Source organism: Clostridium sp. Marseille-P2415 (assembly GCF_900155545.1).
In the GTDB taxonomy this organism is placed as follows: Bacteria; Bacillota; Clostridia; order Lachnospirales; family Lachnospiraceae; genus Lacrimispora.
Genome location: NZ_LT732526.1, coordinates 102,863 through 116,615, shown reverse-complemented (window position 1 = coordinate 116,615; position 13,753 = coordinate 102,863). Strand labels below are relative to the sequence as shown.

The window sequence follows — 13,753 nt, the reverse complement described above, 5'->3', positions numbered from 1 at the left end:
CAATCCCCATATGTTTTCTTATTTGTTATATGACCAGCCGGTCCTTCTCATTTCCGTATAGGCGAGAAGGAAAGGCCCTACCCCTTTGGCATCATCCTTTACAATGGGTTCTGACATGTAATAGTCATAGGTTCCGCTTCTCCTGTCCTTGCCTCCAAGACCGGCTACCAGGCAGATTCCTCCAAGGCTCATATTGCCCTTTTCCATGTGAAGATAGGTATCGCAGATTCCCTGGAAGGCCTTTTTGCCATACCGGGCGTAGGTTTCCGGAAGATAGCCCAGACGAACTCCCTTTAAAATGGCATAGGAGAAGATGGCGCTTCCGCTGGTTTCCAGATAGTTCCGGTCCATGCCGCCTAAGTTCACCACCTGATACCACATACCGCTTTCATCCTGGTATTTTAACATGGAATCAATCAGATCGCGGAATGCTTCTTCCATCTGCTTTAAGCTTTCCGCATCTGACTGATCCGATTTATCCATGGTATCCAGAAGAGCCATGGAATACCAGCCCAAAGCTCTCAGCCAGAAATTCTGGGACAGTCCGGTCACCTTATCACACCAGAACATCTCTCTGGAGGAATCGTACGCATGGTAGTAAAGGCCTGTTTCCGTATCCTTCATAATCTTCCCCACATTGGCAAACTGGCTGTAGATATCCCCGCAGTTTTTCTTATTATTGAACCGGGTCTCATATTCCATGTAAAATGGCTGGCACATATAAAGACCGTCAAGCCATACCTGGTTCGGATAAATGTTCTTATGCCAGAAGTTTCCCTCTTTCGTCCGCGGCATCCTCTCAATCTGGCTGTAAACCAGATCAATGGCTTTTCTGTACTTTTCCTTTCCGGTCAGATCATAGAGCTCGAACAGGGTTTTTCCGGCATTGATATTATCAATGTTCCGCTCTTCCACGTCATAGCCGTCAATAGTCCCATCCTCTCTCACCCGGTGATCGATAAATGTGTCAGCAAATTCCAGATATTTGAAATCCCCGGTTATGGCGTACATTTCCAAAACAGACTTGATCATACAGCCGTCAATGTAATTCCATCCGGCCTTCTCTCCCTGAAGAATCTTCTCAATGTTCCATACCGGCCGGTCCGGCGTGCTCTTTTCCATCAGTTCATTGATATACGTTTCAATTACATCCATGCTTTTTCCTCTCCTTGCTTCCTGTCTCTGTCTTACCCCTGCTGTTAAGAGGTACCCTTTATATTCCTTACGGTTTCCCGCACGATCAGGCGGTTTTCCAGCCATACATCCCCGGGCCTTATCCCTTCCTCCATATACGTAAGGAGCATTCTGGTTCCTTCCACCGCAATCCTTGTGGCATTCCGCTCCACCGTGGTCAGCCTCATATCAGCATAACCGGAAATATCCCAGTTGTCAAATCCTGTTAAAGAAATATCCTCTGGAATCCTTAATCCTCTCTCATATGCCGCGCTCCTGGCACCAAAAGCCATTTCATCATTAAAACACAAAAGAGCGGTCAAATCTTTCCGGGCATCCAACAGCCTGCCCGCTGCCAGTCTGCCGCTGTTATAGCGGTAATTTCCATATTCCACCGGAAGGCTCTCCGGCTCCAATCCCCATTTCTCTGCCGCCCGGTACCAGCCTTCATGTCTTAAAACGGTTGCCTCCAGGTTCCGGGGGCCCTCGATTACGCCGATGCGCCGGTGACCGTTCCTTAAAAGATGATCCATGGCCTTTTCCATGCCGCCGGCTTCATCGGTAATCACAACCGGAATATCCAAAGGAAGCCGGCGGCTGATCGCCACCATGGGAATCCCTTTTTCCCATGCTTCCTCAAGAAAATCCTCATCCCAGTCTCCCTGGGACATGATCAAAAGTCCGTCAAAATAGCTGGGATTCAATGTCTCCGGTTCATGCATGTCAATTCCTTTTACTATGATATTGTACTTACTCCCTATGACGCTGTATACCCCGGTGAGCACATCATGAAGTACAAACGGTGATGTGGATTTGCTGATCGTAGAAAAGTAAAGTCCGATGATATGAGACTTGGACTTTCTTAAAGTAACTGCAGCCTGGTTCGGCACATACCCCATCACGCGGGCAATCTCCAAAATCCGTTCCTTTTTCTTTTGATCAACTGCACCGGTTCCGTTTAAAGCCCGGGAGACCATAGAATAAGAAACTCCTGCCCGTGCTGCAATATCTTTTATGGTAACTGCCATACCGATTCCCTCCAATTCCCATATGCTTCCCCTTTTCTGCTATCATATCATTCTTTTGTTTCCTTGTCACCCACCATGTAAAATCCCTTTTCCCATTGCCGGTGCTTTATTGCAAAGGTTTGCAATTATATTCTCACTTTTCGTTTATTATGTATAATATACCTTCATCTATGCTTACTCTTATTATCCATTTTTTATTATTATGCATAAAGTTAAAATTTTAACCTGATATCAGAAAGATATTTTTGGATATTTTATATAATTTTTTATTACAATTTTATTCATTTTTAATCTTTATTCTTTCCATACTTATGGTAATATAATTGAGGTGTGTAAGTGCTTACACAGTACTTACCTGTTGCGGCATGCTGCCGCCTTATTTCCCTGACAGGGGATGGAAAGAAAGAGAGGAAAGAAATATGAAAAAAAAGCTGGCCAGACTTATGGCAATCGCATTATCCTCCGCTATGGGGTTATCCTTAACAGCCTGCGGCGGCTCCCAAAGCACTACGGCTTCTAAACCGGAGAACGCAGCTCAATCAGAAGCAAAAGCTGGAGAAAATTCCCGGGCGGAAACATCAGGCGAGCCTGTTACCCTTCGCCTTTCCTGGTGGGGAGGAGATTCCAGACATGAGGCAACAGAGAAAGCTGTTAAAGCCTTTATGAAGAAGTATCCTGATATTACTGTTGATACCGAATACGGCGCATGGACCGGCTGGGAAGAAAAGCAGTCCCTCAGTATTTTAAGCGGGGAATGTGCCGATGTTATCCAAATCGGTTCTAACTGGGTTACTGATTACAGTAAGGGCGGAGAATCCTATCTGGACCTTTACCAGTATTCTGATGTCATTGATTTAAGCCAGTTTCCGGAAGACAAGTTAAAATTAAACGAAGTGAACGGAAAACTGATGGCTATCCCGATTTCTCTGACAGGCCGCCTTTTCTACTGGAACAAGACCACATTTGAGGAAGTGGGCTGTGAGATCCCGACAGACGAAGCTTCCCTTCTGGCTGCCGGTGCTGCCTTCAAGGCATTTAACGAAGACTGCTATCCTCTGGCTCTGGGTGAATATGACCGTGCCATTTTCATGGTATATTATCTGGAATCCAAATACGGAAAGGATTGGATCGTTGACGGAAAATTAAATTATACAGAAGATGAGATCAAAGAAGGTATGGAATTCATGACCAGGCTGGAAGAAGCCCATGCGATTCCCTCCATCGCTACCATCAATGGTGACATGGCCGACTCTCTTGACAAAAACTCCAAATGGATCGACGGCAAGTATGCAGGAATTATGGAATGGGATTCCGGCGTTTCCAAGGTAAAAGCTGCTTTGGAAGGAAGTGTTAACAAACCTGGCCAGGAATTTGTCATTGGCGATTTCCTCAAATTCGGCGATTATCAGGGAGGCTCAACAAAAGTTTCCATGGATTTTGCGATCAAAGCTTCTACCCAGCACCCAAAGGAAGCAGCTATGCTGATGAACTTCCTGTTAAATGATCCGGAAGGCGTAGAAATCTGCTCCACCGAGCGCGGAATCCCATGTTCGGCTTTCGCGATCAAGCACCTTAATGAAAAAGGCATTGGCGATGAAATGACCAAAGAAGCAAATGCAAAAGTCCTGGATTATTGCAAGTTCATTCAGGATCCCCAGTTCGACAACAGCGAATTAAAGGCTAACCCGGACGGTTTATACTATAAGGTTTTCGGTAAATTAAGCGCCGGGGATATTACCCCGGAGGAAGCTGCCAAAGCTTTATACGATGGCATCGCAGAGGTTATGGAGGAGAATTGATAGATTTATATGGAAGGATTGGGGCAAGATCATGAAACAGTTTACACAGCGTATTTTTATTACAGAAGAACAGGCAGGCCAGAAAAAATTAACTGCTCCGGCCAGCCTTCATGCTTATATCCTGGATCCGTTAACCATTGCTCCTGACCGCAAGCGCCCTGCAGTCATCATCTGTCCGGGCGGCGGTTATGGGCACTTATCCGACCGGGAGGGCGAGCCTGTGGCCACGCAGCTTCTGTCTATGGGATGCCATGCCTTTGTTTTCCATTACAGTCTGGCACCGGATGGTTTCCCTTTTCCCCAGCTGGAACTGGCCATGGCCATATCCTATATCCGCTCTCACGCTTCGGAATGGCTGGTTGACCCTGAACGAATCATTGTATCCGGCTTTTCAGCCGGAGGTCACCTGGCATGCAGCCTTGGAGCTTTCTGGAACCGGGAATTTCTTTACGCCCCTCTGAAGCTGGATCCGGAAGCAATACGCCCTGACGGCATGATTCTGGGATATCCGGTCATTACGGCAGGGCCGTACTGCCACGCCGGCTCCTTTAAGAATCTGTTAGGAACCAGGGCTGATGATGAAGCCATGCGGCATCTGGTTTCATTGGAGTACCAGGTAGGCGCGCATACACCGAAAACCTTTTTGTGGCACACCTCCACAGACGATGCGGTACCGGTGAAAAACAGTTTGCTGCTGGCTGATGCCCTGACGGCACATGGGGTCAGCGTGGAAATGCACATTTACCCTGCAGGCTGCCACGGCTTATCCCTGGCTACCAAAGAGGTTTCCGGAGCTGACGGCCGGTATGTACAGCCCCAGTGCCAGAGCTGGTTACCGCTGGCCAAAACCTGGCTGGAATATTTCTAACAAGCACATAAAAAGCGCGGCAGCCTGAGCGATTCCATTCTCAAGGCTGACGCGCTTTTTCTTTCCCGTTCTTATCTTACAAGCATTCTGCTGATCTGATACTGATCCTCAGGAATGTCCTTGGTCATATCAAGAGCTTCCTGGATATCGTAATCCACGAACTCTCCATGCCGGTAGCCTACCACACGGTTGCTTTTCCCGTCGCAGAGAAGTTCTACAGCCCTGGCTCCCATAATCGACGCATAAACACGGTCTTTGCAGGTAGGCGCACCGCCTCGCTGCATATGGCCCAGTATGGTGGCTCTTGTCTCAATGCCGGTAGCCGCTTCGATCCGCTTCGCCATGGAAGCAGAATGTCCGATCCCTTCCGCATTGATGATGATATGATGCTTCTTTCCCCGCTTCCTGTTCTCAATGATGCGGTTGATCAGCGACTGCTCATCGCCGTCATAGCGCTCCGGAAGCAGAATATCCTCCGCACCGTTCGCAAAGCCGCACCAAAGGGCAATGTAACCTGCATTGCGCCCCATAACCTCAATGATGCTGCAGCGTTCGTGAGAGGTGGATGTATCACGTACCTTATCAATGGCTTCCATCGCTGTATTGACAGCCGTATCAAAGCCAATGGTATAATCGGTACAGGCAATATCCAGATCAATGGTTCCCGGAAGTCCAATGGTATTGATTCCAAGTGCAGAAAGCTTCCCGGCTCCACGGAAGGAACCATCTCCGCCGATGACCACAATGCCGTCAATGTTATGCTTTCTGCAGATCTCAGCACCTTTTTTCTGCCCCTCCGCAGTCGTAAACTCCTGGCATCTGGCCGTATAAAGAATGGTTCCGCCGCGATGGATGATATCAGACACGCTTGTGCTGGTCATATCAACGATCTCTTCCTGCAGAAGGCCAGCGTATCCTCTCATGATACCCTTTACTTCCAATCCTTTATGGATTGCAGTCCTGACAACAGCACGGATCGCAGCATTCATACCTGGTGCGTCACCGCCGCTGGTTAATACGCCGATGGTTTTTACTTGTTTTGCCATAGTAACTTCCTCCTGATTCACGGATATCTGTTTTTGTAAGTATTTCATTTCGTACATGTTGTATTCTAATTCATTTTCTCAATCTTTTCAAGTTTTTTTTCCACAAGCCTGACATTTTTTTCACCAAGTTTTTTGGCCAAAATTTCAATGAGATCGTGATCCGCATTTACATTCCGGTTAACGGGCAGAACCTTTCTGGCCCGTTCCTTTTCCAGATAGATGATGACGGAATCATTGCCCTCCGAATCCTTTAAATCATCAAAAATTTCCCTTTCTTTCTCCAGATAACATTCCTTATCCGGAAACTTCAGCCAAAGCTCCTTCGGAAGGGAGGAAAACGGAATCACCCGCTCACAGATCAGTTTTCCGACCGGATCGTCTCCGATGGAAGCTCTGCCCTGTATGAATACCTTGGAATCCTCGGTAAAGAGCTCCCTTTTGTTCTCATAGTCCTTCGGGAATACGATCACCTCGACAGAACCTACCAGGTCTTCCAGGGTGATGAACGCCATCATTTTGTTGTTTCTGGTAGTTTTCACCGTCTTGCCCGTAATCATTCCTCCGATGGTCACATGAGAGCCGTCGGGCACATTGGTTTTCTGCGTCTCCTCGTCCACGATAAAATCTATGGATAATGCGGTAATATTATTCCTCCATGTGCCTTCGTAGGCTTCCATGGGGTGGCCGCTTAAATAAATGCCAAGGGTTTCCTTTTCAAAGGCCAGCAGATCCTCTTTTAAAAATTCTCCTACATCAGGGAAGGTTACCTGGAACCGGCTTTTCTCTTCTTCGCCGGCTATATCGAACAGCGTCATCTGCCCCTCCATGGTATTCTTCCGCTCCTTGCTCCTCTGCTCCAAAAGCTCCGGCGCGATTAAAAGCTTCTGCTTCCTTGTACCGGGAAGGGTATCCAAAGCTCCGGATTTTATGAAATTTTCCAGAGTCCGTTTGTTGACCTCCTTGTTGCTCATCCGGTCAATAAAATCCTCTATATCATGAAACAGCCCGTTTTGTTCCCGTTCCGCCACGATCAGCTCTACAACAGACTTTCCAACGCTCTTAATGGCAGAGAGGCCATACCGGATGGATTTACCTGAAACCGAGAAACCGCTTTCTCCTTCGTTGATGTCCGGGGGGAGAATGGGAATCCCCATCTGTCTGCAGCTTAAAATATATTCCGATACCTTTGTTACATTATCCATGACCGAGGTTAAAAGAGCTGCCATAAACTCCTGCGGGTAATAATATTTTAAATAAGCTGTCTGATAGGATACTACCGCATAAGCGGCCGCGTGGGATTTATTAAAAGCATACTTGGCGAAATCAATCATCTCGTCATAAATGCGGTTTGCAGTCTGTTCTTCAATCCCGTTGGATATGCAGCCCGTCACGCCTTCTTCCAGGTTTCCATAGACAAAGTTCTGGCGCTCCTTCTCCATGACATAGGTCTTTTTCTTTGACATGGCTCTGCGGACCAGGTCGCTGCGGCCCATGGTATATCCGGCCAAATCCCTTACGATCTGCATTACCTGCTCCTGGTACACGATACAGCCATGGGTAGGGTTTAAAATCGGCTCCAGCTGGGAGCAGTCATAGGTAATGGAGCTGCGGTCGTTCTTTCCCTTTAAATATTTGGGGATAAAATCCATGGGACCCGGACGGTAAAGGGAAATTCCGGCTATGATATCTTCCAGGCTTTCCGGCTTTAACTCCTTCATGAAGCTCTTCATGCCGGAACTTTCCAGCTGGAACACCCCATCGTCCTTTCCGGTGCCGATGGAATCCAGCACTGCCTTATCATTGTAATCAATTTGGTCCATATCAATGGCAAGATTCCGGTTTTTCTCCACCGCATTCACTGCGTTCTGAATGACGGTCAGGGTACGCAGCCCCAAAAAGTCCATTTTCAGAAGCCCCAGCTCCTCCAGGGTGGTCATGGTGAACTGGGTGGTAATGGTTCCGTCGGTAGCTCTGGAAAGAGGGACGTATTCATCCACGGAGGTCCGGCTGATCACGACACCGGCCGCATGCATGGAAGTATGACGCGGCAGGCCTTCCAGACGCATGGACATATCAATGAGGTATTTGACCTCAGGGTCCTCATTGTAGGCATTGCGCAGGTCCGGGCTCTGTTTTAAGGCCTTTTCCAGAGTTATTCCCGGATCCCCCGGTATCATCTTTGCTATGGTGTCACAGCGCGCGTAGGGCATGTCCAGGACCCGCCCCACATCGCGGACCACACCTTTGGCAGCCAGAGTACCGAAGGTCACGATCTGCACCACCTGGTCCTTGCCGTACTTCCGGACCACGTAATCGATCACCTCCTGCCGCCGTTCAAAGCAGAAATCCACATCAATATCGGGCATGGAAACACGTTCCGGATTCAGAAAACGCTCAAACAGCAGGTTATAACGGTTAGGATCAATGTTAGTGATTCCCAGACAGTACGATACAATGCTTCCCGCAGCAGAACCCCGCCCGGGTCCCACCATGATATCCTGGGACCTTGCATAATGAATGAAATCCCATACGATCAGGAAATAATCCACATATCCCATGGAATGGATGACATCCAGCTCATAATTAAGCCTGTCCCTTAAGGTCCCGTCATCCTCCGGGTAATGGTGCTCAAATCCCTCCAGACACAGCTTGTTTAAGTAAGACCAGGAGTCATACCCTTCCGGCACATCATATTTTGGCAGCTTGGTCACACCGAACTCGATCTCCACATTGCAGCGCATAGCGATCTTATGGGTGTTGTCAATGGCCTCTGACGCATAGGGGAAAAGCTCACGCATCTCCTCTTCGGACTTGCAGTAATACTGGCCGCCCTCGTAGCGCATGCGGTTCTCATCGGCCACTTTTTTTCCGGTCTGGATGCACAGCAGGATGTCGTGAGGCGTGGCGTCCTCCGCAAAAGTATAATGGATATCATTGGTAGCCACCAGCTCGATCCCGGTCTCGGCGCTCATACGAAGAAGTCCCTGGTTAACGGTCTTCTGGGCCGGTATGCCGTGGTCCTGAAGTTCCAGGAAGAAATTCCCCTTGCCGAATATCTCCTGGTAACGAAGTGCCGCCTCTTTCCCCTGCTCGTACATCCCACGGCTGATAAAACGCTGCACCTCTCCCGCCAGACAGGCACTTAAAGCGATGATCCCCTCATGGTATTCCTCAAGAATTTCATAATCCACCCTGGGTTTATAATAAAATCCATCCACAAATCCCTTGGAGACGATCTTCATCAGGTTCTGGTATCCCCGGTTGTTTTCTGCCAGCAGAACCAGATGATAATACCGGTCCTCTCCGCCCGCGATTTCTCTGTCAAATCTTGATCCGGATGTCACATACACCTCGCACCCGATGATGGGCTTCACTCCCACCTCTCTGGCCGCTCTGTAAAAATCAATAACGCCATACATCACACCATGGTCTGTGATCGCCATGCTGTCCATTCCCAGCTCCTTTGCCCTGGCCGCAAGCTCCTCAATCTTACAGGAACCATCTAACAGACTGTATTCCGTATGGACGTGTAAATGTGTAAATGCCATCTGCTCCTATCTCCTTCTGTACTCATTTCTTCTATTATATCATGATATTGCAAATCATGATCGTCATTCGCCGCTCGCCAGATGTGCGGGCACATCTTTTTCGCTTAAGCTCATTATATCATAAATCAGCATGCAAGGGGAACCTTTTATCCCAAATTTGGTTTCGTCCTCTATACCGGGGCGTACAAGAGGCGGAGCCTCCATTGTCAGCCAATGGCAGTCTCCGCCTCGTAAACATTCTATTATACTTCAGACTTACTCATGATTGCTTAAGTATTTCTCGATATCGGTAATCGCCTGTTCTTCATCCGTACCATCTGCAGTGATCGTGATATGCTCTCCCGCTGCAAGCCCCAAAGTCATCATGCCCATAATGCTCTTGGCATTCACTCTCTTGGATTCGATTTCAACATAGATGTTGCTTTCATACTGGCTGGCAACCTGAACCAGCATAGCAACTGGTCTTGCCTCTAAGCCTGATGCGAGTTCAACGGTGACTGTTCTTCTTACCATAATTATCCTCCTCATTCCTATGAACGGACCTATTCCATTCTGCTGTCTGCGCCTGTGCCGCGAAGCCGGCCTGCCAGGTCGCAAAGCTTTCTAAGTCGGTGGTTCACTCCTGATTTCCCTACAGGAGGGTCCAGAGCTTCTCCAAGCTCTTTTAATGTTGCTTCCGGCCTCTCCAGTCTTTCCCTGGCAATCTCACTTAGATTGTCCGGCAGATGATCCAGACCGATCGTATCTCTGATATATTCTATATCTTCTATCTGCTTAACCGCAGCTGATACCGTTTTATTAATGTTAGCAGTCTCACAATTAACCTGCCGGTTCACACTATTGCGCATGTCCTTTAAAATCCTGATGTTCTCAAGTTCCATTAAAGAGACCGGCGCTTCCATCACATTTAAGATGTCCACAATCTGGCTTCCTTCTTTTATATAAACCACGAAGTAGCGCTTTCTTTTCACGATCTTTGCTTCCAGATCAAAGGTAGCAATGATGGACTTTAGCTGTTCGGCCTTTTCTTCTGTTGCACATACGATTTCAAAATGATAGAATTTTTCAGGATCGCTTAAGGAACCCGAAGATAAAAATGCCCCCCGGATAAAAGCTCTTCTGCAGCAGAACTGCTGGATGACCACATTCTGTACTACACTTAAGTTTTCCCCAACTTCTCCGTTTTCATTAAGAAGCTTCGTAGCATGCAAAACCCGGATCGCCTCCTCATGCTCCCGGATCGTCACCGTGTAAGTACGGTTCTTATTTAAATAGGCATTTCTTCTAATGGAGACATCAGTACTAATATTAAATGTTTTTTTCAATAATGTAAAGTACTTTCTTGCAACAGCTACATTTTCCGTGTGAATTTTAATGGTATAGCGGTCTTCTTCCGATATTATTATTTTCCCGCAAAGGCTGATAATTGCGGCCATTTCCGCAATCTGGCAATGCCTTGCCGGGCTTATCTGCCTGGAAAGCTCTTCTTTTAATTTGGAAGAAAATGACATATCTAGACCATCCTTTTCCGTATATTGTCCTTGTCGATATCCCGATGCTCCAGCCTGAGCCCAAATTCTTCCCTGGGCTTAAACCTGTCATAAACAGAGTTGGCAAGGGTAACCGACCGATGCTTGCCCCCCGTACATCCAATGGCAACTACCAGTTGGTTCTTCCCCTCCAGAACATAATTGGGGAACAGAAATTCCAGCATATCATAAAGCTTGTCTAAAAACAGGCCTGCGGTACCATGCTGCATCACATAGTCCCGCACTGCCTTATCCTCTCCGGTTTTCGGCCGCAGTTCCTCTACATAGTAGGGATTCGGAAGAAACCGGACATCAAATACCAGATCCGCATCCGACGGAATCCCATATTTGAATCCAAAGGAAAGGATGGTAATGTATAAATTCCGGTAGGATTCATGATTTACAAAAATCTTTTCCAGCTCCTGCTTAAGCTCCTTTGTAAGAAGCTTGCTGGTGTCGATGATGTAATCTGCCTCTTCCTTCAGAAATGCCAGCTTCCCCCGCTCCTTTTGGATCCCGCTGTCGATCCTTCCTCCTGCCGCAAGGGGATGGGCCCTTCTGGTTTCCTTATAACGCTTGACCAGTGTTTCATCACCGGCATCAAGGAACAGAATCTCAAACGGCAGCCGTTTTCTTGACCATTCATCAAAAATCCTGTTTAAAACGGATAAATCTTCCCCGCTGCGGATATCGATCCCCAAAGCTGCGTTCCGGATCCCCTCCTGATTGCTCAGGGTCAGTTCCGCAAATTTTTCAATCAGGGGAATAGGAAGGTTATCCGCGCAATAGAATCCCATGTCCTCCAGCATTTTAAGCGCCTGAGTCTTTCCTGCGCCCGACATGCCCGTAACAATTACAAGCCTCACTTTGTTGTTCTCCTTTGCACTGTTAAAACTTTCCCAGCGTCTTTACTTCCATCTCAAGCTCCACCCCGGAATGGACCAGTACCCTTTCTTTTACTTCTTCACATAAAGCTCTGATATCCGCCGCAGTGGCATGATCTTTATTGATCACAAACCCACAGTGCTTTTCTGAAACCTGAGCTCCGCCTACGGAAAATCCCCGAAGGCCGGCTTCCTCTATCAGCTTTCCGGCAAAATGTCCCTTGGGCCGTTTGAAGGTGCTTCCGGCACTGGGATATTCCAAAGGCTGTTTTTCTTTTCTCCTGCGGGCCAGTTCATCCATCTGGCTTTTAATGGCGCCCTCATCTCCTGTTTCCAGACGGATCATGGCTTCCAGCACAACATACTGCTTTGGAATGATGCAGCTGGTCCGGTATCCCAGGGAAAGCCCGGAAGCAGGTATCTCCTTTCCTTCTCCCTCAGGTGTCAGAACCCTGACAGACTGAAGAACTTCCTTCATCTCCGAACCATATGCACCGGCATTCATTACCACAGCCCCCCCAAGGCTCCCCGGTATACCGGCTGCGAATTCAAAGCCGGTTAATGAAGCCTTATATGCTTCCTGTGCGGCCCGCGCCAGGGATACACCGGCCCCGGCCCTGATGATCCCCGTCTCCTTCTCTGCCTGACAGCCGGAAAAGCCGTCCATGGAAACAACCACTCCGTCAAACCCCTGATCCCCGACCAGAAGATTGCTTCCATTGCCTAGTATAAAAAAAGGTACCTCTTCCCGGCGGCAGAGAGCGATTGTCTCCACAAGCTCTTTTTCATCCCCCGGAGTCACAAACCAGGCGGCAGGCCCGCCAACCCGGAATGAGGTATGCTTCCGCATCTCTTCCCCTATCTTTACATGGTCTTTATCGGCTGCACCAAGAAGTTTTTCATAAAATCCAGTCATCAGACACCTCAATCATCCTGTTTTCTTGAAAGGTTTGCCTGGACGCGGTTATATAATTCCTGAGCCGCGTTGTACCCCATCTTCTTTTGTCTGTAATTGACAGCAGCCGATTCGACAATGATGGCCAGATTACGTCCCGGGCGCACCGGGATGGAATGGCATACCACCCGGTTGCCCAAAAATTCCGTATACTGATCCTCAAGTCCCAGCCTGTCGTATTCCTTATCCTTATCCCAGTCCTCCAGTTTGATGACCATATCAATGGCCTGGGTATCCTTAACACTTTCCACACCGAACAGGGTCTTGACATCGATGATACCGATGCCCCTTAATTCGATAAAATGCCTGGTAATCTCCGGGGCGCTTCCGATTATGGTCTCATCGCTTACCTTGCGGATCTCCACCACGTCATCAGTCACAAGACGGTGGCCTCTCTTAATGAGTTCCAGAGCTGCCTCGCTTTTTCCGATGCCGCTTTCTCCCATGATCAGTACGCCTTCGCCGAATACGTCAACCAGAACTCCGTGAATGCTGATGCAGGGAGCCAGCTTGACCTTTAACCAGCGGATGATCTCTGCCATCAGATCAGAGGTGGTCTTATCCGACACAAGGCATGGGACCCCGTAATGGTTGCAGAGAGCCAGCATATCCTCATCCGGATTCTGGCTCCGGCTGTATACCAGGCACGGGATCTGACAGGACAGCAGCTTATGGTACATCTCAAGCTTTCTTTCCTGATTCATCTGATTGATGTATTCCTGCTCCACGTAACCGATGATCTGTACCCGTTCATTGTCAAAGTGGGCGAAAAAGCCGGCCAACTGCAAAGCCGGACGATTTACATCCGGATGCTCAAGCACAACTTTTTCCGCATCAATCTCCGGCGTCATGTTCCGAAGATTCATCTTCTCAATCAAATCTGTTATGGCTACTCCATGCATGGCTAAACGCTCCTTTTTTCT

Annotated in this window: 11 protein-coding genes; 2 read left to right on the top strand and 9 right to left on the bottom strand. The window is 48.2% G+C overall.

Annotation, left to right across the window (positions count from 1 at the left end; all coding sequences use genetic code 11):
• Positions 1 to 18: 18 nt before the first annotated feature.
• Both BQ9856_RS05455 and BQ9856_RS05450 read right to left on the bottom strand, forming a co-directional pair.
• Positions 19 to 1,155, bottom strand: coding sequence for a glycoside hydrolase family 88/105 protein (locus tag BQ9856_RS05455; protein ID WP_077610137.1), 1,137 nt, complete (start codon positions 1,153 to 1,155; stop codon positions 19 to 21).
• A 44-nt stretch (positions 1,156 to 1,199) separates the two neighbouring features.
• A complete protein-coding gene (locus tag BQ9856_RS05450) occupies positions 1,200 to 2,201 on the bottom strand; it encodes a LacI family DNA-binding transcriptional regulator (RefSeq protein ID WP_077610136.1) in 1,002 nt (333 codons plus the stop codon).
• Between the two features lie 419 nt (positions 2,202 to 2,620).
• On the opposite strand from BQ9856_RS05450, the gene BQ9856_RS05445 reads away from it, so the two are divergent.
• Together BQ9856_RS05445 and BQ9856_RS05440 are read left to right on the top strand one after the other, a co-directional pair.
• Positions 2,621 to 4,000, top strand: a complete 1,380-nt coding sequence (locus BQ9856_RS05445) for an ABC transporter substrate-binding protein (RefSeq protein WP_077613259.1) — start codon at positions 2,621 to 2,623, stop codon at positions 3,998 to 4,000.
• 31 nt (positions 4,001 to 4,031) lie between these two features.
• Complete coding sequence (locus BQ9856_RS05440) at positions 4,032 to 4,868, top strand: alpha/beta hydrolase (RefSeq protein ID WP_077610135.1); 837 nt, start codon at positions 4,032 to 4,034, stop codon at positions 4,866 to 4,868.
• Positions 4,869 to 4,939: 71 nt separating this feature from the next.
• Here the strand turns inward: BQ9856_RS05440 and pfkA are convergent, their stop codons facing one another.
• The 7 genes from pfkA to hprK all read right to left on the bottom strand — a co-directional run bounded on the left by pfkA (position 4,940) and on the right by hprK (position 13,732).
• Entirely contained in the window at positions 4,940 to 5,914 is a 975-nt protein-coding gene (gene pfkA / locus BQ9856_RS05435) for a 6-phosphofructokinase (RefSeq protein WP_077610134.1), read from the bottom strand.
• A 65-nt stretch (positions 5,915 to 5,979) separates the two neighbouring features.
• Complete coding sequence (locus BQ9856_RS05430; protein WP_077610133.1) at positions 5,980 to 9,462, bottom strand: DNA polymerase III subunit alpha; 3,483 nt, start codon at positions 9,460 to 9,462, stop codon at positions 5,980 to 5,982.
• A gap of 255 nt (positions 9,463 to 9,717) precedes the next feature.
• A complete protein-coding gene (locus BQ9856_RS05425; RefSeq protein ID WP_077610132.1) occupies positions 9,718 to 9,975 on the bottom strand; it encodes an HPr family phosphocarrier protein in 258 nt (85 codons plus the stop codon).
• A 29-nt stretch (positions 9,976 to 10,004) separates the two neighbouring features.
• Entirely contained in the window at positions 10,005 to 10,973 is a 969-nt protein-coding gene (gene whiA / locus BQ9856_RS05420; protein WP_077610131.1) for a DNA-binding protein WhiA, read from the bottom strand.
• A 2-nt stretch (positions 10,974 to 10,975) separates the two neighbouring features.
• Positions 10,976 to 11,857 (bottom strand): RNase adapter RapZ, encoded by an 882-nt coding sequence (rapZ, locus tag BQ9856_RS05415; RefSeq protein ID WP_077610130.1) that lies wholly within the window; start codon positions 11,855 to 11,857, stop codon positions 10,976 to 10,978.
• A gap of 22 nt (positions 11,858 to 11,879) precedes the next feature.
• A complete protein-coding gene (murB, locus tag BQ9856_RS05410; protein WP_077610129.1) occupies positions 11,880 to 12,791 on the bottom strand; it encodes a UDP-N-acetylmuramate dehydrogenase in 912 nt (303 codons plus the stop codon).
• Between the two features lie 8 nt (positions 12,792 to 12,799).
• Entirely contained in the window at positions 12,800 to 13,732 is a 933-nt protein-coding gene (gene hprK / locus BQ9856_RS05405) for an HPr(Ser) kinase/phosphatase (RefSeq protein ID WP_077610128.1), read from the bottom strand.
• Positions 13,733 to 13,753 lie beyond the last annotated feature (21 nt).